General features: G+C 63.2%; 18 protein-coding genes. 7 read left to right on the top strand and 11 right to left on the bottom strand.

Features of this window, described 5'->3' with window-relative positions; genetic code table 11:
* Positions 1 to 600 (top strand): tetratricopeptide repeat protein, encoded by a 600-nt coding sequence (locus NKH78_RS19175; RefSeq protein WP_352751202.1) that lies wholly within the window; start codon positions 1 to 3, stop codon positions 598 to 600.
* 100 nt (positions 601 to 700) lie between these two features.
* On the opposite strand, the gene NKH78_RS19170 is transcribed toward NKH78_RS19175, so the two are convergent.
* From NKH78_RS19170 to NKH78_RS19160, 3 genes are all read right to left on the bottom strand, one after another.
* The gene (locus tag NKH78_RS19170; RefSeq protein WP_352883514.1) at positions 701 to 1,783 is read right to left on the bottom strand and encodes an NAD(P)H-dependent flavin oxidoreductase; all 1,083 of its coding nucleotides are present in this window, start codon (positions 1,781 to 1,783) and stop codon (positions 701 to 703) included.
* A gap of 207 nt (positions 1,784 to 1,990) precedes the next feature.
* Complete coding sequence (gene pyk / locus NKH78_RS19165) at positions 1,991 to 3,421, bottom strand: pyruvate kinase (RefSeq protein WP_352504984.1); 1,431 nt, start codon at positions 3,419 to 3,421, stop codon at positions 1,991 to 1,993.
* Complete coding sequence (locus tag NKH78_RS19160; protein ID WP_502894192.1) at positions 3,418 to 3,882, bottom strand: DUF1036 domain-containing protein; 465 nt, start codon at positions 3,880 to 3,882, stop codon at positions 3,418 to 3,420. Before NKH78_RS19160 ends, pyk begins: the two co-directional genes overlap by 4 nt.
* A 268-nt stretch (positions 3,883 to 4,150) precedes the next feature.
* Between NKH78_RS19160 and NKH78_RS19155 the strand changes: the two genes are divergently transcribed.
* The 4 genes from NKH78_RS19155 to NKH78_RS19140 all read left to right on the top strand — a co-directional run bounded on the left by NKH78_RS19155 (position 4,151) and on the right by NKH78_RS19140 (position 7,083).
* Positions 4,151 to 4,948: an N-formylglutamate amidohydrolase gene (locus NKH78_RS19155; protein ID WP_254816514.1), complete on the top strand. Its 798-nt coding sequence runs from the start codon at positions 4,151 to 4,153 to the stop codon at positions 4,946 to 4,948.
* Between the two features lie 26 nt (positions 4,949 to 4,974).
* On the top strand, positions 4,975 to 5,283 hold the full coding sequence (locus tag NKH78_RS19150; RefSeq protein WP_254816513.1) for a DUF1244 domain-containing protein: 309 nt from the start codon (positions 4,975 to 4,977) through the stop codon (positions 5,281 to 5,283).
* Between the two features lie 10 nt (positions 5,284 to 5,293).
* On the top strand, positions 5,294 to 5,755 hold the full coding sequence (locus NKH78_RS19145) for a cupin domain-containing protein (protein WP_352751206.1): 462 nt from the start codon (positions 5,294 to 5,296) through the stop codon (positions 5,753 to 5,755).
* 146 nt (positions 5,756 to 5,901) lie between these two features.
* On the top strand, positions 5,902 to 7,083 hold the full coding sequence (locus tag NKH78_RS19140; protein ID WP_352476143.1) for an MFS transporter: 1,182 nt from the start codon (positions 5,902 to 5,904) through the stop codon (positions 7,081 to 7,083).
* On the opposite strand, the gene NKH78_RS19135 is transcribed toward NKH78_RS19140, so the two are convergent.
* The gene (locus tag NKH78_RS19135; protein ID WP_352504982.1) at positions 7,041 to 7,952 is read right to left on the bottom strand and encodes a LysR family transcriptional regulator; all 912 of its coding nucleotides are present in this window, start codon (positions 7,950 to 7,952) and stop codon (positions 7,041 to 7,043) included. The genes NKH78_RS19140 and NKH78_RS19135 overlap by 43 nt on opposite strands.
* A 94-nt stretch (positions 7,953 to 8,046) precedes the next feature.
* Between NKH78_RS19135 and NKH78_RS19130 the strand changes: the two genes are divergently transcribed.
* A complete protein-coding gene (locus NKH78_RS19130) occupies positions 8,047 to 9,009 on the top strand; it encodes an SDR family oxidoreductase (RefSeq protein WP_352504981.1) in 963 nt (320 codons plus the stop codon).
* 63 nt (positions 9,010 to 9,072) lie between these two features.
* Here NKH78_RS19130 and NKH78_RS19125 read toward each other — a convergent pair whose 3' ends face one another.
* From NKH78_RS19125 to NKH78_RS19100, 6 genes are all read right to left on the bottom strand, one after another.
* Complete coding sequence (locus NKH78_RS19125; protein WP_023678456.1) at positions 9,073 to 9,231, bottom strand: DUF3309 family protein; 159 nt, start codon at positions 9,229 to 9,231, stop codon at positions 9,073 to 9,075.
* 98 nt (positions 9,232 to 9,329) lie between these two features.
* Entirely contained in the window at positions 9,330 to 12,506 is a 3,177-nt protein-coding gene (locus tag NKH78_RS19120; protein ID WP_352504980.1) for an efflux RND transporter permease subunit, read from the bottom strand.
* Positions 12,507 to 12,508: 2 nt separating this feature from the next.
* Positions 12,509 to 13,720 (bottom strand): efflux RND transporter periplasmic adaptor subunit, encoded by a 1,212-nt coding sequence (locus NKH78_RS19115; protein ID WP_352476139.1) that lies wholly within the window; start codon positions 13,718 to 13,720, stop codon positions 12,509 to 12,511.
* 385 nt (positions 13,721 to 14,105) lie between these two features.
* Positions 14,106 to 15,236, bottom strand: a complete 1,131-nt coding sequence (locus NKH78_RS19110) for a patatin-like phospholipase family protein (protein ID WP_352476433.1) — start codon at positions 15,234 to 15,236, stop codon at positions 14,106 to 14,108.
* A 26-nt stretch (positions 15,237 to 15,262) separates the two neighbouring features.
* Positions 15,263 to 16,045, bottom strand: coding sequence for a 3-hydroxybutyrate dehydrogenase (locus NKH78_RS19105; RefSeq protein ID WP_352504979.1), 783 nt, complete (start codon positions 16,043 to 16,045; stop codon positions 15,263 to 15,265).
* Between the two features lie 199 nt (positions 16,046 to 16,244).
* Entirely contained in the window at positions 16,245 to 17,333 is a 1,089-nt protein-coding gene (locus NKH78_RS19100) for a citrate synthase/methylcitrate synthase (protein ID WP_352883510.1), read from the bottom strand.
* A 92-nt stretch (positions 17,334 to 17,425) separates the two neighbouring features.
* Here NKH78_RS19100 and NKH78_RS19095 point away from each other — a divergent pair, with 92 nt between their 5' ends.
* On the top strand, positions 17,426 to 18,574 hold the full coding sequence (locus tag NKH78_RS19095; protein ID WP_352452507.1) for a citrate/2-methylcitrate synthase: 1,149 nt from the start codon (positions 17,426 to 17,428) through the stop codon (positions 18,572 to 18,574).
* Positions 18,575 to 18,647: 73 nt separating this feature from the next.
* Here the strand turns inward: NKH78_RS19095 and phaR are convergent, their stop codons facing one another.
* The gene (gene phaR / locus NKH78_RS19090; RefSeq protein ID WP_352883507.1) at positions 18,648 to 19,256 is read right to left on the bottom strand and encodes a polyhydroxyalkanoate synthesis repressor PhaR; all 609 of its coding nucleotides are present in this window, start codon (positions 19,254 to 19,256) and stop codon (positions 18,648 to 18,650) included.
* Between the last annotated feature and the right edge of the window lie 15 nt (positions 19,257 to 19,271).

Raw genomic sequence — 19,271 nt, 5'->3', positions numbered from 1 at the left:
ATGCGGATTCTTTTTGCATTTTTCACGGCTTTCCTCGTTTCCGGCGCTGTCTCGCTGCCGGCGTGGGCTGAAGATCCGACCACAACTCCGCCGACAGCACCTCCGGTCGTCAAGACGAAACAGGCGCGGCTCGATCAGCTGTTTGCCGATCTCAAGCGCGAACGCAATGAAAAGGCGGCCGAGCGCATTGCCGGACGCATCGGCAGCGAGTGGTCCCAGTCGGGCAGTGCCTCTATCGACCTGATGATGCAATGGTCGCAGAAGGCAATCGAAAACCAGAAATTCGATGTTGCACTCGATTTTCTTGATCAGGTGGTGACTTTGCAGCCGACCTATGCGGAAGGCTGGAACCGCCGCGCCACTGTTCATTTCATGATGAAGAACTACGGAAAATCAATGGCGGACATCGACCGCACCCTGCAGCTCGAACCACGCCATTTCGGCGCGCTGTCCGGCCTGGCTCAGATCATGGCCGAAACCGGCCACAAGCAGTCGGCAGTTGAAGCCTGGCAGCGCGTTCTCGGCATCTACCCGATGATGCGCAGCGCCCAGGACCAGGTCGCCGCACTTTCCGAGGAGCTTGCCGGCGAAGGCATTTGAAGCCAGTAGGGCAATAGGGGAGTAAGGCAGTATGTGAGGTGTAGATTGCACTGCGGAACGCATGCCCCCTACTCCCCTACTCCCCTACTCCCCTACTCCCCTACTCCCCTACTCCCCTATAGGCCCGATCTACGCCGCTTGCTTCCGTGACGAGTTTCTCCACAAGCGCGGCGGCCGGCATCTGCCGCAGCTTCGCAACGCCCTGCCCGGCCCAAATGGGCAAGAAGTCAGCCCGCTTGCTTTCATCCTTCGCCATCGAAAGCGGCATGACCAGACTCGCCTGTAGCGGAAACGCCAGCGCAGCATCTTCCTCACCAGCCATTTCCATCACAAACCGGTTGCGCACCACGCGCGCTGGGCGGCCAGTGAAGCAGCGGGTCACCGACGTGCTCTCGTCGTTGGCCGAGCGCAATGCTGCGCGATAGACTGGCTGCACATTGGCTTCAGGACAGGCCAGGAAAGCCGTGCCGATCTGCACACCAGATGCACCAAGTGCAAAGCTGGCGGCAATGCCGCGACCGTCGAAGATACCGCCGGCGGCAATTACAGGCACCCGCACGGCATCAACAATCTGCGGTACGAAGGCCATGGTGCCGGCTGTGCCGATAGCAGGGTCGCCAGTGAATGTGCCGCGATGCCCACCGGCCTCGTATCCCTGGGCGATAATGGCGTCCACCCCTCCTGCCTCAAGCTGGCGCGCTTCCGAGACGGTGGTAGCCGAACACAAGACAGTACAGCCGGCCGCTTTCAACTGCTGCACAATTGCGGTGTCGGGTAGGCCGAAGTGGAAGCTGACCACCTTCGGGCGCAGCTCGAGCACGATTTCGAGACGCTCACGATCGAAGGTGGGGAAGGGCTCGCCCGGCTCGGGCACCGGTCCGAGGCCGACCTCCTCATAGCAGCCGCGAAGGCGGTCGCGCATAGTTTGTGCAGCCGCATCATCGCGTGCCGGCGCCGGGTGCGCAAAGAAGTTGACGTTGACCGGACGATTGGTGGCGTGCTGTGTCGCCGTGAGCTGCTCGCGGATAGCCGCAGCAGGCAGAATACCGCATCCGAGCGAGCCTAGTGCCCCGGCATTGCTGACCGCCGCCGCGAGTTCCGGTGTGGTGACGCCGCTCATCGGCGCCTGGATTATCGGGTGCTCAATGCCGAGGAGTTCCAGAAGATCAGTGCGCATCCACATTGGATCACCCTCCTCTTTCTCCCAGGAGAGATTAGCTTAACTGACTTCCAGCTCAAGTCGAACAGGACCTTCGAACCGCCGGCTGCAGGCCGATGCAAGCTGGCGGAGTTCGGCGTCGATCCTAACCCGACTGCCGTCGATGCGCCGGGCTGGCGCCGTGTTTACGACGCGCCATGCAGCCGGCCGATCCGCCAGCCGCCGCCGGCATTAGCGTCCGACTTCCGATCCGACATAGGCGATGCGCAGCATGTTGGTCGAACCGGGCGTCCTGAGCGGAACGCCGGCCGTGATGATGACGCGGTCGCCGGGCTTGCCGAAACCTTCGTCGAAGGCGATGCGGCAGGCGCGATCGACCATATCGTCGAGGTCGATGGCATCGGGAGAAACGACGCAATGCGTGCCCCACAACAGCGACAGCCGCCGCGCCGTGTTGAGGATCGGCGACAATGCGACGATCGGCACTTGCGGCCGCTCACGCGCGGCGCGCAGGCCGGTTGTACCCGAGGCCGTGTAGGTGATGATGGCCGACAGCTTCAGCGTCTCGGCGATCTCGCGGGCAGCAAGCGAAATGGCGTCGGCGCCGGTCGCTTCCGGTTCCGAGCGCTGCGCGTTGATGATGCCGGCGTAGGTCGGGTCGGTTTCGACCTTGGTGGCGATCCGGTTCATCATCGCCACCGCTTCGACCGGGTAGGCGCCGGCGGCGGACTCCGCCGAAAGCATGATCGCGTCGGCGCCTTCAAACACGGCGATCGAGACGTCCGAGACTTCGGCGCGGGTCGGCACCGGCGCGGTGATCATCGATTCCAGCATCTGCGTGGCAACCACCACAGGCTTGCCGGCGCGGCGGGCGGCGCGGGTGATCTGCTTCTGAATGCCAGGCACGGCTTCGAGCGGCATCTCGACGCCGAGATCGCCGCGGGCGACCATCAGCGCATCCGAAAGCTCGATGATCTCGGCCAGCCGGGCGACGGCCTGCGGCTTTTCGATCTTGGCCATGATCAGCGCCCGGCCGCGCGCGATCTTGCGCGCTTCGGCCAGGTCCTCGGGCCGCTGCACGAAGGACAGCGCCACCCAGTCGACGCCGGTCGCCAGAACTGCGTCAAGATCCCGGCGGTCCTTTTCCGTCAGCGCGCCGACCGGCAGGTCGGTGTCGGGCAGGCTGACGCCCTTCTTGTCGGAAATGGTGGTGCCGGCGACGACGGTGCAGACGATCGCCTGGCCGTTGCTGCTGACCGCCTTGAGCTCGAGCTTGCCGTCGTCGATCAGCAGGCGATGACCGGCCTCGACCGAACGCAGGATTTCGGGATGCGGCAGGTAGACCCTCTTCGAATTGCCGGGCTCGGGATTGTCGTCGAGCGTGAAGGTCTGGCCGACGGTCAGCACTTCTTTGCCGTTGGCGAACTTACCGACGCGCAGCTTTGGCCCTTGCAGGTCGGCAAGAACGCCGATCGGCCGGCCGACCGCCTCCTCGACGGCACGAATGCGGCCGACAAGCGTCCGCATCAATTCATGGTCGGTGTGGCTCATATTGATCCGGAACACGTCGGCACCGGCTTCGAACAGCTTCTTCAGCATCTCCTCGGACGAGGAGGCCGGACCGATGGTGGCGAGGATCTTGACCTTGCGGCTGCGTCTCATTGACTGTTTGTTCCCGGGGCGGCTGCAGCGCCATCCGTTGCGGGCTCGTCAGTCAGCTGGACCATCCAGCTTGCCTGCTCGCCCGTGTCATATTCCTGAAATCCGGCGCGCTGAAAGCCCCGGGCGACGCAGTCGGTAACGCCGGCGATCTTGAACTCTTTTTCGGCCACGCACATGTTGATCGGGCCATCCCAGCGTCCGCCGCGCTCGGCGTCTTCTGCATAAAGATAGTAAAACCTTGATGACAGCGGTCCCTCGATCAGCGTCTTGCAGCTCGATCCTTCGATGTGCCACCAGCCTTCGGTGATCCAGCCGGCCTTGGCGCGATAGCCGATGCCGACGCCGACCAGGTTCTGCGTGGCGTTGCAGACCCGGAAATCGGCCCGTGCCGGCGAGGCCGTGATCACCGCGAAAAGGCCCATTGCCGGTATCAGGAGCGGCATGGCCAAGGCATGGCGCACACGCAGCCTGCCGGCGAAACCCATCCTGAAACCCCTCAAGAACCACATTTGCATCTCTCAACGCCCCTTTTCGGAAAAGTCCGTACGCATGTCAACGCGCCGATCTGTCCAATTCCAATCGATTTAGAAGGCTCCGGCGCGCTTGCGGTCGCCCCTGCTCAGTTTTTTGGCAGAAACCGTGGCCAAACAACGGCATTGCGCAAGCGTTCTCTTCGTGGAATGACGATACCACCCTCCCAGGAAGCCCGCGAACAGACCTTTCCCGCCGATGACCCGATCCACAGTTTTCGCGCCTTTCGACATCGTCGAAGGCGACCGCAAGCGCGGCATGGTGCTTTTGGCCGATCACGCTCGCCGCGACCTGCCGGAGGAGTATGGCAGCCTTGGCCTGCCAGCGGCGGAGTTCGACCGCCACATCGCCTACGACATCGGCGTCGAGACTGTAACCCGCGAACTCGCAAGTCTGCTCGGCGTTCCGGCGGTGCTTGCCAATTTTTCACGGCTGCTGATCGATCCCAATCGCGGCGAGGACGATCCAACGCTGATTCGCCAGCTCTATGACGGCACCATCATCCCGGGAAATTATCCCATGGCGCCGGAGGAACGCGAAAGACGTCTGGACCGCTTTTACCGCCCCTATCATGATGCCGTCGGCGCCATGATCGCCTCGGTGGCGCAAGCGTCCGCGCAGGCACCTTTCATCTTTTCGGTGCATTCCTTCACGCCGACCATGCAGGGCTTCGTGCGGCCGTGGCACGTCGGCATATTATGGGATCTCGACGATCGCGTTGCGCGGCCGCTGATCGACATGCTCGCCAAGGACAAGAGCCTCATCGTCGGCGACAACGAACCCTATGACGGCGCACTACGCGGCGATACCATGTTCAGGCACGCCATCGTCAACGGATTTGCCCATGCGCTGCTCGAGATCCGCCAGGACCTGATCGCCGACCTTAAGGGTGCCCTCGACTGGGCCGAACGGCTGGCGCCGATCGTTGACGCGATCGATCGACGTGCCGATATACATGCGGTGAAAATATTCGGCTCGCGCACCGGACCGGTGTGACGAAAGGCCCAAGGGACGCCAAAGACATGACCGAACTCAGCGACGAACAAAAGCGCGATTTCGAAGCCGCTGCCTTCCGCCGGCTGGTCGCGCATCTGCGCGAGCGTTCCGACGTGCAGAACATCGACCTGATGAACCTCGCCGGCTTCTGCCGCAACTGCCTGTCCAACTGGTACCGCGATGCGGCGCAGGCCGAGGGTGTCGAACTCAGCAAGGAACAGTCGCGCGAGATCATCTACGGCATGCCCTATGCCGAGTGGCAGGCACTGAACCAGATCGAAGCCTCCGATGCCAAGAAGGCCGAGTTCGAGGCAAGGCGCCCCAGGGATCACTAGGGAGGACGCCGTGCCTAAGATTGACGTTGCCGACGTGCCCGGACGCAAGGGCTCATCCTATCCACCGCCGTTCGATGCACCCTGTGCCGAACGCGTGCGGCAGCGGCTGGGCAACGCAGGCGGGCTCACCGACTTCGGTATCAATCTCATGCGCCTGCCGCCGGGCAACTGGTCGAGCCAGCGCCACTGGCATTCGCACGAAGACGAATTCGTCTACGTGCTTGAAGGCGAGCTGACGCTCGTCGAAGATGCCGGTGAGACGGTGCTGCGCGCCGGTGGCTGCGCGGCCTTTCCGAAAGGATCAGGCAACGGCCATCACATGATCAACAAATCGGGCGCGATGGCGATCTATCTCGAAGTCGGTTCGCGCTGGCCCGACGACGTCGCCACCTGCTCCGACATCGACATGATGAGCACCAACGCTGATGGCCGGTTTGTGCACAAGGATGGCGCGCCTTATCCCGAGCCGTAAGGATTTCGGAGTGGACCGCCGAGATGGTTGGCCGACGCGAGAGGACGTAGCGCCTGGTCCAAGCACTTTCGGCGAAGAGCGCTTGACTGTGAATTGAATCGATCTAATTTGCCGCGCGAAGCCATTTCCGGACCGGATTCTACCCGATGGACGCGCAGAAAATGACGCAGACCGCGATTCGTGGACGCTGGGCAGTGGCCGGCATCTTCCTCGCCAATGGCTTCCTGACCGGGAGCTGGGCGCCGCAGATCCCGGTGTTCCTCACCCGGCTGGACATAAGCAAATTCACGCTCGGCCTGTTGATTCTGTTGTTCGGGGCCGGGGCCGTAACCGCCATGACCTGGTGCGGCCATCTGATCTCGAAGCATGGCTCGCGCACGGTGCTGCGCTGGTTCGGACTTGCCGGCAGCTTCGGCCTGTTGGTCGTGGCTCTGGCCCCCAACGTGCCCTTGGCGGCAATCGCCATGTTCATCTTCGGCGGTTCGATCGGCGGCATGGACGTCGCCATGAATGCCAATGCAGTGGCAGTCGAACGGCGGCTGTCCCGTGCCATCATGTCGTCCTCGCACGGCTTCTGGAGCCTTGGCGGTTTCGCTGGCGGCGCTTTGGGCGGTTTCGCCATCCAGAACTACGGTCACCTCGCCCATGCGACGGTGGTGACGGCTCTTGCCTTTGCCGTCATCGCCGTAGCGATCCGCTACCTGATCGCCGAGGACAAGCACCCAGTCGCCGAGCACCACAAATTCGCGCTGCCGGCAAACCCGCTGGTTTATCTGGTTGGGCTGATGGCGCTGCTGACGATGATCTCCGAAGGTGCGGTGCTCGACTGGGCGGCGCTGTATCTCAGGCAGGAGCTCGGTGCCGATCTTGCCATCGCAGGCCTGGCCTACGCCGCCTTTTCCGGTGTCATGGCCGTCATGCGCTTCCTTGGTGATGGCGTCCGCAACCGTTTCGGTGCCGTTACGACGTTGCGCGCCTCGGCTCTTGCCGCTGCTGCCGGCATGCTGGTGGCCGGGCTGGCTCCCTCGCCCTGGCTCGCCATTGCCGCCTTCGCCTTTTGCGGTCTCGGCATTGCCAACATGGTGCCGATCATCTTTTCGGCCGGCGGCAACCAGGAGGGCATGGCGTCCGGCACCGGCATGAGCGTCGTCACCACAATGGGTTACTCAGGCATTCTGGTGGCGCCGTCGGCGATCGGCTTCATCGCCGAACACTCGAGCTTCGGCCCGATCTTCGTCGCTCTTTCCGGGCTGCTGATCGTCGTGCTGTTGATGGCCGGGCTCGCTCACCGCGCTGAATTCGCAGCCGAGGCAGCACCGGCTGAATAGCGCTTGAACTCTTCGTAGAGGAAATCCGCGACGCGGCGGATGCGGACGCTTGTACGCACGTCGCGGTGCATGGCCAGCCACACCGGCAGCGTCGGCAGCGGGAGACCCGGCAGCACTGTCTCGACCAGCGGATCACGGTCGGCGAGCGGCTCCTGGCCAAAGCCGATGCCGTTTCCCGCCCGCACCGCTTCCCACAGCACGATCTGATTATCGGTCCTGAAGCGGAAGGCATTGCGGGCAAGCGGGACGCCGAACTGGGCAAAGCCGCGAATGATCTCATCGCTGCGGTCGAAGCCGACCAGATCATGGCCGGCGAGATCGCGCGCCTCGCGCGGACGGCCACGCCGGTCGAGATAGGATTTTGCCGCGCAGGCGCGGAGCGGAATGTCGGTCACCTTGCGCGCGACCAGTTCATTCTGCGCCGGCTTGACCATGCGAATGGCGATATCGGCATCGCGACGCAGCAGATTCTCGACCTGGTTCGAGGCGACGATCTCGACCTCGATGCCCGGCTCCTCGAAACCAAGCCTCGCGGTGATTTCTGGCAGCACATAGGCCGCCACCACTTCGCTGGCGGCAATGCGCACCGTACCCTCTATCGCCTCGACCGATCCCAGCGCCAGCAGCGAAAAGGCACTTGCCTGCTCGCTCACCGCGCGACCCTGTTCAAAGAGCGTGCTGCCTGCTTCCGTGAGCGCATAGCCACGCCGCCCACGCCGGAACAGGGTGACGCCGAGCGCCTGTTCCAGCTCGGCGATGTGGCGGCCGAGCGTCGGCTGGCTTGCGGCAAGTTTTCGCGCGGCGGCAGACAGGCTGCCGGTCTCCGCCACCGTGACGAAACTCTTGATCAGGTTCCAATCGATATCCATTCAAAATTGAATATCAGATCACCAGCTTTAGTCAATTTTCATTCGCTTGCGAAGAGACCACAACAGGCTCGCAACACAAACACGGAGACGAACAATGACCAAGATCGCGATTCTCGGCGCCAACGGCCGGCTCGGCCGTGCGGTGGCCAAGGCCTTCCTCGATGCCGGCTACGGTGTCCGCGCCGTCACCCGCGGCGGCAAGGTGCCGGCCGAGCTCAAAGGCGCCGCCGCAATCGCCGGCGACGCGCTCGACCGCAACGCGCTGATCCGCGCCACCGAAGGCGTCGACATTATCTTCAACGGCCTCAACCCGCTCTACACCGACTGGGGCAAGTGTCTGCCGATGGCGGAGAACGTCATGGCTGCCTGCCGGGCGAACGGCGCACTGCATCTCTTCCCGGGCACCGTCTACAATTACGGCTCGCCGATGCCGGCGGTGATCGCCGAAGACGCGCCGTTTCGCCCAACGACGGAAAAGGGCCGCATCCGCGTCGCCATGGAAGATCTGTTTCGCCGCGAGGCCGACGCGGGTCGGGTGCGCACGATCCTGCTGCGCGCCGGTGATTTCTTCGGCGGCACCGGCAGCGGATCGTGGTTCGATCTGGTTGTCGCCGCCAAGATGACCAAGGGTATCTATACGGCACCGGGACCGGTCGATCTCGTGCATGAATGGGCCTATCTGCCCGACCTGGCCAAGGCCTTCGTCGGGCTGGCTGACAATCTCGACAAGCTCGGCTCATACGAGGCGCTGAATTTTCCCGGCCATGCTGTGACCGACCTCCAGATCAAGGCAGCCGCGGAGAAGGCGCTCGGACGCGCGCTGAAGCTGACGAAGATGCCGTGGTGGGTGCTGCGCGCCGGCAGCCCGTTCGTGGCGATGTGGCGCGAGATCGTTTCGATGTGCTATCTCCGCTTCGAGCCGCACCGGCTGGCTTCAGCCCGGCTGGAAGGCATTATCAGTACGATCCCGCACACGCCGCTGGAAGATGCAGTATCGGAAGCGCTTGAGGATATCGGCATCGCCACAACCAAGCCGGTGCAGCAAGCTGCCCAATAAGGAAGTTGAAAAAGACGGATGGTCTGACGGTCATCCGCCGCTTGTCCGGACCAATGATTGCGCTCAGATCCGGCCCATCAACAGCAGCACCAGGACAACGATCAGGATGACGCCGACGATGCCGGATGGGCCGTAACCCCAGGACCGAGAATGCGGCCACGCCGGAACCGCGCCGATCAGGATAAGAATAAGAATAATGATGAGAATGGTGCTGATCGTCATCAGAAAATCCTCGCTTTAAGGTTGCAATGACGAAACAATGCAGAAGGCCGCCCATTGTTCCCGGGCGGCCTTTGCTTGATCAGGGCAGCAATCGGACTCTATTCGGCGGCCTTCGGGAAGGCGATCGCCGGCTCGGCGCCCAGATCGGCCCCCAGGCCTTCCGAGGAGATCTCGGCCTTGCGACGCCCCAACAGGCGACTGAACCAGCCACGGCGCGCACCGGGTTTGACCTTGGCGCGCGTGAACACCATCAGCATCGACGGCGTTACCACCAGCGTCAGCACGGTGGCGAAGGACAGCCCGAAGACGATCGCCGAGGACAGCGAAATCCACCATTGCGTCGACGGCGCGTTGATCGTCGTCTCGTGGTGGAAGATTTCGAGGCCGAGGCCGAAAGCGATCGGCAGCACGCCAAGAATCGCCGACACTGCCGTCAGCACCACCGGGCGGGCACGTTCGCGGCAGGTCTGCAGAACGGCTTCGTATTTGTCCCAGCCCTCTTCGCGCAACCGGTCATAGGTGTCGATCAGCACGATGTTGTTGTTCACCACCACGCCGGCCAGCGCGATGACACCAATGCCCGACATGACGATGCCGAATGCCTCTCCCGTCAGCAGCAGCCCGAGGAACACGCCGATCGTCGCCATGACCACGCAGGACAGCACCAACCAGACGCTGGTGAACTTGTTGAACTGCGCCAGAAGCACGATGAAGATCAGGAAGATCGCCGCACCGAAGGCTTTGCTGAGGAAGGCCCCGGCCTCCGCACTGTCCTCATTCGAACCGGCAAGCTTCCAGCGAATGCCGCTGCCGAGGTTCATGTCGGCGACAGCTTTGGTGACCTCCTGCTGGACGGCAGCCACCTGGCCGCCGGCTGCGACGTTGGCCTGGACGACCACCGTTCGCGCACCGTCGATGCGGTTGAGGATACCGACCGTCGGCTCCGGCTTGCGCACGACGAAGTTCGAGATCGGCACCGAGCCTTGCGCGGTCTGCACCCTGAGTTCGTCGAGCGTCGACAGCGTGCGCCGATCCTCGGGCAGGCGCAGCCTGATGTCCACCGCATCGTCGGCGCCGGCGGGCCGGTACTCGCTGAGCTTCAGCCCGTTGGTCACCAATTGCACGACCGTCCCGACCGCGGTCGGACTGATGCCGTACTGCGCCGCCTTGGCGCGATCGACCTCGAGCGCCCAGTCGACCCCGGGCGGCGCCAGACCATCGGAAATATCGATGACGCCGGGCACCTTGGCAATGCGCGCGGCGACGGCGCGGGCCTTGTCGTCAAGGCCCTTCGGATCGACGGCCGAAAGCCTGATCTGGATCGGCTTGCCGGTGGGCGGGCCGGCTTCCGGCACGCGAACCTCGACGTCGACACCGGGAATGCCGGCCATCACGCCGCGCAGTTCGTCCAGGATTGAGTTCGCCGATTTGCGCTCGCGCCAGTCGACGAATTCGTACTGGATCACGCCGACCACGTCTTCCGGAACGTCCTGGCCGCCGCCCTGCGTCTTGCCTACACGCGTATAGACGGACTTCACGCCCGGCCAACCGAGCAGCCGATTTTCCGCCGTCTTGGTGGCCGCGTCCATTTCGGCAAGCGAAAGATTGCCGCGGGCGTGGACATAGAGCAGGCCGTAGTCAGGCTCGACATTCGGGAAGAATTCGACGCCGGCGCCGAATTTCGAATAGGCGTAGCCGACGCCGAACAACAGCGCCACAGTAAGGACAAGCACGGTGATGGGATAGTGCACCGCCTGCTTGACCACGGCCATGTACCAGCCGTCGCGATTGTCGTCGGGGTGATGGGCCGGCGCCTTGGCAAATATCGCGCCCAGCGTCGGTGCGAAGACCAGCGCATAGAGCATCGAGGCCGAGAGCGTCACGATCAGCGTGATCGGCATATATTTCATGAAGTCGCCGATGATTCCCGGCCAGAACAACAGCGGCGAGAAGGCGGCAATGCGCGTCATCGTCGCCGCGATGACCGGGCCGGCCATGCGCTTGGCGGCAAGCGCGAACGCCTCTTGCTTCGGCATGCCCTCGCTCATGCGACGCTCGGCGAATTCGGTGACGATAATGGCGTCGTCGACCAGCATGCCGACCGCCAGGATCAGGCTGAACAGCACGATCATGTTGATCGTGTAGCCCATCATTGCCAGCAACAGGATACCGATCAGGAAGGATGAGGGGATGGCCAGTCCGATCAGCAGCGAGGCACGGCCGGACAGCGCGTAGAGGATAACGATGAACACCAGGATGACGGCGATCATCACGTGGTTCTGCAGGTCGCCGAGCAACTGGTTCACGAAAACGGACTTGTCTTGCGTGTAGGTGACGTGCATGCCCTCCGGCATCGTCTTGATGAAGGCGTCGGACACCTCCCTGACCTTGCCAATCGTATCGATCAGGTTGGAGCCGATGCGCTTCTTCACCTCGATGGCAATCGCCGGCTTGCCGTCGAGGCGGGTAACCGTCTCGGCGTCCTTGAAGGTCGAGCGGATGGTGGCGATATCCTTGGCCTGCACCACGGCATTGGGGCCGGCGACGACCGGAAGCGCCGCCACATCCTCTGGCGTCTCGATAAGCGACGGCACCTTGACTGCGTATTTGCCCTCGGACCCTTCGATATTGCCGGCGGCGACAAGACTGTTGGAAGCGCCGACCGCACCGATCAACTGGTCGAGCTGCAGCCCGTAGGAAGACAGCTTCATCGGATCGATGACCACTTCGACGAGGTCGTCGCGCGCACCCTGCAGCGAGCCCTCGAGCACACCAGGCACTTCCTCGATGCGGTCGCGCAACTCGCGCGCCGCCGCCGTCAGCACGCGCTCGGGCACCTCGCCCGACAGCGTCACGACCAGGACGGGGAACTCGGAGATGTTGACCTCTGAGACCACGGGCTCCTCGGCCGCTTGCGGCAGGTCGGCCTTGCCGTCCTGCACCTTGCTGCGCGTGTCCTGCAGCGCGGTGGCGAGATCCGTCTGTGGCTGGAATTCGACCAGCACATAGCCGCCGCCCTGGAAGGCGGCCGAGCGCATCTCCTTGAGGCCCTTCAGGCTCTTCAGCTTGGCTTCCATCGGCCGCAGCAAGAGGCGCTCGGAATCTTCCGGCGAGATGCCTTGGTAGATCAGGCTGATATACATCATCGGAATCGGAACGTCCGGTTCCGCTTCCTTCGGCGTCGACTGGTAAGCGACCGCACCGGCAAGGATGAGAAAGACCAGGACCGATATGGTCAGCCGGGCATTGCTGATTGCAAGTTTGACGATGTCCATGATTACTGCGTCCCGGTCGTCGCTTCGCCCAACAGCTTTTGGATGGTCGCCTGGTCCGCTTCGACCGGCTTGACCACTTCGCCTTCCTTCACCAGCTCCTGGCCGGCGACGATGATGCGGGCGTCGGCCGGAATGCCGCCAAGCACCAGGCCGGTCGGCGTGTCGTCGACCAGGTCGATCGGGAAGAACACGACCTTGTCGTCCTTGTCGACGGCGCGGATGCCGAGGTCGCCCTTGTCGCCGAGCGTCACCACCGAGCGCGGCAGCATGACGGCGTCGGTCGGCTGGGCGCTGAGCGCGATTTCGGCCGTCATGCCGGCCGGTACGGAACCATCTGCATTCGGGATGGCGACTTCGACCCGGAAGGTACGGGTTGCCGATGATGCATCCCGGCTGATGTAGCGCACGATGCCCTCGACGTTCTGGCCGCTGACCAGACGCACATTCGCCTTGTCACCGATCTTCAGATAGCCGAGATCGCGTTCGCTGACCTCGCCGCGCGCAATCACCGGGTCGAGGCTGAGAATAGTAGCCACCTCGCCGCCCTGCATCACGGAACTGCCAAGCTCCACCGGCACCCGGTCGATAACGCCGTCGAAGGGCGCCTTCACCTCATTGCGGTCGAGTTCGGCTTGCGCTGCGTCCAGTTGCGACTTGGCCAGCGTCAGGTTGGAGCGGGCTGTATCGAGCTGCAACTTGGGCAGATTGCCGGTTTTCATCAGCCGCAGGGCAGCAGCCAGCTCTGCCTCCCGCTGCACGACAAGCTGCTTGGCATTGTCGACCGCCGAGATTTTTTCCTCGGCGGCAAGCATCAGGATCAGGTCGCCGGTCTTGACGTGCTGACCCTGCTTGACCGGCAGCTTGTCGATAACGCCGGCGACGCGTGTCGCCAGGACGGCGCGCTTGTCGGCTTCGGTCAGTCCGGAAATGCGGATAGCGCGTGCATAGGTGCGCCGCGGCGGGGTTATGACCGCGACCGTGCGTAACGGCGCCTTGGGCTGTTCCGCCTCGGCAGTCCCCGGCTTGGCAGCCCCCTGTTCGCCAGTTTGGGGCTTGCCTGCGTCGGCTGTCTTGGGCTGCTCGACCTCTCCTGCCTTGGGCTTGTTGTCGGCGGACGCGCTGCCGACGGACGAGAACTCGCCTGTCGCCATCCAGCCGGCGAAACCGATGAGCACAACAATGGCAGCAAGCTTGTGAAACCTGAATTTCGGCATCGTTATTTTTCCAGTGCGCGGGGTTCGGCCAAGCCGCATCTTCTACTTGGGGCGCGTCGCCGATATGGGTGCGCGCGAGGCCGTATTCAAATTGCCGTGATCGGCGAAGCGCGCTTCTACCTCAAAGTTGCGGCGCAATATAGTCAGAAAAGTTGATGGATTGTTGCTTTGTCCGCAAAGATGCGGCTGCAGCATCGGCTGTTGATCGCCAAAACAGCGGTATGGCAGCAAGTGTCAGGATGATTGGACAGATTGCGATGTCATCTGCTTTGCGGAGGAGCGAGAGCAATTCCAGCAAAAGTGTGAAACGGTTTCCGTCCGGAATTGCGTCAAAACAAAAACAAAAAGATAGAGCGGTTCGGCGTTTCCGAAACGATGAACCGTTCTAGGCCGGACGGCGGGCGGCCTCGGGCTGCTTGCGCGCCGCAAGAAACTCCTTGACCCGGCGGCCCGGTGCGGGCCCGCGTACCGGCTTCAGGCCGTCATCGAGCTCGCCGGACAGATCGATCGTCGGCCGCTTGCCGACGGCGTCGTAATTTTCTTCCAGCCAGTCACTGGCCGCGGTGCGGCCGAGGTCGCGCAGATAGGCAAGGAACGCCCATTCAGCATTGACCTTGGACGATGCCGACAAATCCTTGAACGCTTCGTCGGCATCGATGCGGTGCATGCGTATGTCGCGATATTCGCCGTGCGGCAGTCGGCCGGCGGCGATCAATTCCTTGACGAAGGCGATCGAGCGGAATTCGCGCAACAGCCCGGCATTGAAGGTGATCTCGTCGATGCGATTCTGGATTTCATTGGCGCTCTTCGGCGTCCCCTCGCGGACAACCGGATTGATCTGAACCAAAAGCACGTCCTCGGTGGCCGCCGTCTTGAAAAACGGGAACAGTGCCGGGTTGCCGCCATAACCGCCATCCCAATAGGGCACGCCCTTGATCTCGACGGCACGGAACAATTGCGGCAGACAGGCCGACGCCATCACCGTGTCGAGGTCGATCTCGCCGTCCGAGAAGACCCGCAACTGGCCGGTCTCGACATTGGTAGCGGATATGAACAGTTCAATCGACTTGCAGGCGCGCACATTGTCGAAATCGATCTCACGTTCGACCACGTCGCGAAGCGGATTGATGGCGAGCGGATTGGCGACATAGGGCGAAAATACCCGAGACATCGTATCGAACAGGAAATAGCCGGGTGTGTTCTCGATCGACCAATTGCCCCAGGCGACGTCCCAAGGCATGCGCTGCACCGGGCTGAAGCGGCCCTTTGCCGCCACCGCACGCCAGAAATCGTCGAGCTTCCGCCGCGCACCCTCGACGCCGCCGCGGACAAAGCCGTCGGCCAGCGCCACGGCATTCATGGCGCCGGCGCTGGTGCCCGAAACCGCCGTTATATCGAGGCGCCCGTCCTCCAGCAGCCGATCGAGCACGCCCCAGGAAAACGCCCCGTGCGAGCCGCCGCCTTGCAGCGCGATGTTGATCTTCTTTGGCTCTTCCACCTTGCCGTTCTTCGGCATGGCGTGGCCCTTGACCGCTGGATGGCTCACTGAGCGGTCCAGCCGCCATCGACAGAGATGTGCGTGCCGTTGATCTGCGCCGCCGCATCCGAGCATAGGAACACTGCCGCCGCCGCAACCTGCTCGACGGTAACGAACTCCTTGGTCGGCTGCTTTTCGAGCATGACCTCGCGGACCACCGTCTCGCGGTCCATCTTGTTGGCCTTCATCTGATCGGGGATCTGCGCCTCGACCAGCGGCGTCAGCACATAGCCCGGACAAATGGCATTGCAGGTGATCTTGTCGCGCGCCAGCTCCAGAGCGACAGTCTTAGTCAAGCCCATAATGCCATGCTTGGCCGAGACATAGGCCGACTTGAACGGCGAGGCGACAAGGCCGTGGGCCGAGGCGACGTTGACGATCCGGCCGCCACCGGCCTGTTTCATCAACGGGATGGCGGCGGCGATGGTGTGGAAGGCCGATGACAGGTTGATGGCGATGATCGCATCCCACTTCTCGATCGGGAAGCTTTCCACCGGCGCGACATGCTGGATGCCGGCATTGTTGATCAGGATGTCGACCGAGCCGAATGCCTCGGCTGCCTTCGCCACCAAAGCCCGGCACTCGGCCGCCTTTGACATGTCGGCTTTGACATAGGCGGTCTTCACCTTGTGGTGCTTCGCGATCGCGTCTGCGATGGCGTGGTCGTCTGCGGTATCGGAAAAGGAATTGACGACGAGGTTGCAGCCTTCGGCCGCGAGCGCGTGGGCAATAGCCAGGCCGATGCCCGAGGTAGAACCCGTGACTATGGCGGTTTTTCTGGTAGTCAAGGCTGGCTATTCCTTTGAAGTGGGTTCCCGCGGAACCATGTTGCACTGCAGCATATAGGTTCTCTGCCATCCAAGAACAGCGGATGTGTGGAGCAATGACATGAAATTTTTGTCATGAGGACCTCTCTTATCTCGACGAGAGAGGTGTCCGGCACCGGCTATTGCGACCGGTTTCCGCAAGTATGCGAGGGAAAAATCCTCAGGCGACGAGGTCTGGGACCGGCCCGATATAGCGCGACTGCGGCCGGATCAGCCGTCCGCTCGTCTGCTGCTCGCGCGCATGGGCAATCCAGCCGGCGACGCGCCCGGCAGCAAAGACATTGGTGAACGCCTCTTTCGGAAAGCCCGCCGCTTCCAGCAGAAGTGCTGTGAAGAACTCGACATTGGTCTGGAGCGAGCGCGACGGCTTGGCGATGCGAAGCACTTCGAGCGCCGCTTGCTCGACGCTTTCGGCAAACCCCAGCCGGTGGGCGGCTACGCCCTTGGCGCCGAGTTGCCGCACCACCGCTTTCAGCACGTCGGCACGCGGATCGCGCACGCGGTAGATGCGATGCCCGAAGCCCATGATGCGGCGGCCGCGCCCGATCTCGTCACGCAGCCAGCCGGCGGCGTCGCCATGCGCCTCGATCGCATCCAGCATCTCGATCACCGGACCTGGGGCGCCGCCATGCAGCGGCCCCTTGAGCGCTCCGAGCCCGGCCAGCACCGCCGAAGTAAGCCCGGCCTGCGTCGAAGCGACCACGCGCGTGGCGAAGGTCGATGCGTTGAGGCCATGGTCGCAAACCGTCACGAGATAGGCATCGAGTGCCTTCGCCAACTTCGGCGAGGCCGCAATGCCGGTCAGCATCCGCAGCATGTCGGCGGCATGATCGGCCTTGCTATCGGGCGCAATCGGGCTTTCGCCGCGCTGCAAGCGCAGCAAGGCCGGCGTCAGCACGGCAGGTGCTGCAACCAGCCGCAGCGCGTCCGACAATTTGTCACCATCCGGCAGCAGGGCAATACCGGCGCGCATCGCGCTGTAGATATCGACGGATGTGAGAAACGGCAGCAAGGGTTTGATCTGCTCGAACACTTCGCTGCGCGCCCGACCGATCGCGTTCGCCAGCGCCCTGCCGTCGGGAAGATCGTCGAAAAAGCCGTCGAACAGCAGATGAACCACCTCGGCGTATTTCCAGCGACCTGCCAGTTCGGGCAACGAATGGCCCCGGATGGTCAGGCGGCCACCAAGACCGTCGACATCGGAGAGCACCGTTTCCGCCGCCACAACATCATCGAGCCCATTCGCCATCGGTTTTCTCCTTGACCCTTTCCGGGTGGTAGATAAGGGTTGGTGACTGGACCATCAATCTTGATCAATGGAATCAACATGACAAGGCTGACATGACGGAGTGGCTGACGCGGGACGAAGCCCTGAAGCGTCTCAAGGTGCGAGCCCAGACCCTCTATGCCTATGTCAGCCGCGGGCGCATCGGCGTGCGGCCGGACCGGGCGGATCCACGCCGCAGCCAGTATCGCGCCGACGACATCGCGGCGCTGGCGAGCCGCCGGGCTCGTGGCCGAAATCCGCAGGCAATCGCCGAAAGTGCAATTGCCTGGGGTGAGCCGGCGATCGCCACCACGATCTCGACCGTTTTGCATGGCCGCCTTGTCTATCGCGGCCAGGATGCGGTTGCTCTCTGCGAGGCTGCCACGCTGGAGCAGACGGCAAACCTGCTTTGGGCATCTGACGCACCGGTGTCGTTCGTCTCGGCGAGCCGCCATGGCAACGGCGCAACTGGCCGGCCGGCTGCCTTCGCGGAATTGGCCGCGTTGGCGGCCAACGGCCGGCCTTCGCTCGGCCGAAGATCGGCTTCGCTCAACCACGATGCGGCCGGCGCCATCGCCGCTTTGGCCCAGGCGCTCGGCGCGATTCCCGGAACTGGTGCCGTGCACGAAAGGCTGGCGCGGGGATGGTCGCTCGATGCGGCCGGCGCAGACTTGATCCGCCGCTCACTGGTACTGTTGGCCGATCACGAATTGAACGCATCGACCTTCGCCGCACGGGTCGCCGCGTCCACCGGCGCACCTGTTTCGGCCTGCCTGCTTGCCGGCCTCGCCACGCTCTCCGGGCCGCGTCATGGCGGCGCCGCGGAGGCGGTCATGATGCTGGCGGAAGATGCGCAGAGATTGGGGCCGGACGCGGCTGTCGGACGCTGGCTCGGTCACGACAGGCCGCTGCCCGGATTTGGCCATCCGCTTTATCCCGACGGCGATCCGCGTGCGGAACCGTTGCTGGCCGCGATAGATGTCGATGATGGGCTGTTACGGCTTTGCGATGCGGCCTTTGCGGCAACGGGCATGCGCCCGAACGTCGATTTCGCTTTGGCCGCGCTGACGCGCGGTCTCCGTTTGCCGTCCGATGCGCCGTTCCGCCTGTTCGCGCTCGGCCGCAGCGTCGGCTGGGCCGCGCATGCCGTGGAGCAGGTGACGAGCAACGGCCTGATCCGGCCACGCGCCCGCTACCAGGGACCGCTGCCGGAGCAGCTCTAGTCTAGCCGCGCTGCTTGCGAAGTCTCAGCAGCACCTGAAGGAAGGTCCGACGCTGCACTTCGCCAGCCGGCAGTCAGGACATCGTGTCGAGCTTGCGCTGCATCGCGGCGATCTGCTCCTTCAGCTCCTGAAGGTCGTCGGATTTTTCCGGCGTTTCCTTCCTGGCCGGTTCGGCCGGCGCTGCTGCCGGCGCCGAGCCCGCGGGCGGGAACGGCGTGAACAGCCGCATGGCGTTCTGGAACATTTCCATGTTGCGCCGCGTCTGCTCCTCCAGCACCTTGATCGGCGTAGCGATCTTCATCATGTCCATCGGCGACTTGCCGAGCGCATCTTTCATCTGCTCGCGAAAGCGCTCCTGCTCCTTCGAGAAGGCCAGCATCGACTGTTCGAGAAAGCTCGGCACGATCATCTGCATCTGGTCGCCGTAATAGGCGATGAGCTGACGCAGGAACGGGATCGGCAGCATGTTCTGCCCGTCCTTGTTCTCCAGCTCGAAGATGATCTGGGTCAGTACCGGATGCGTGATGTCGTCACCGGTCTTGGCGTCCTGGACAGTAAAGTCCTCGCCTCTTTTGACCATTTCAGCGAGATCCTCGAGCGTCACATAGGTGCTGGTGCCCGTATTGTAGAGACGGCGATTGGCATATTTCTTGATAACAATAGGTTCGTCTTTTGCGGCCATCTGCATCCTCCCCGG

The sequence above is a fragment of the Mesorhizobium sp. M0910 genome, assembly GCF_040319465.1.
Classification (GTDB): Bacteria; Pseudomonadota; Alphaproteobacteria; order Rhizobiales; family Rhizobiaceae; genus Mesorhizobium.
The sequence above is the reverse complement of the archived record's forward strand: the minus strand, read 5'-3'. Positions and strand labels throughout refer to the sequence as shown.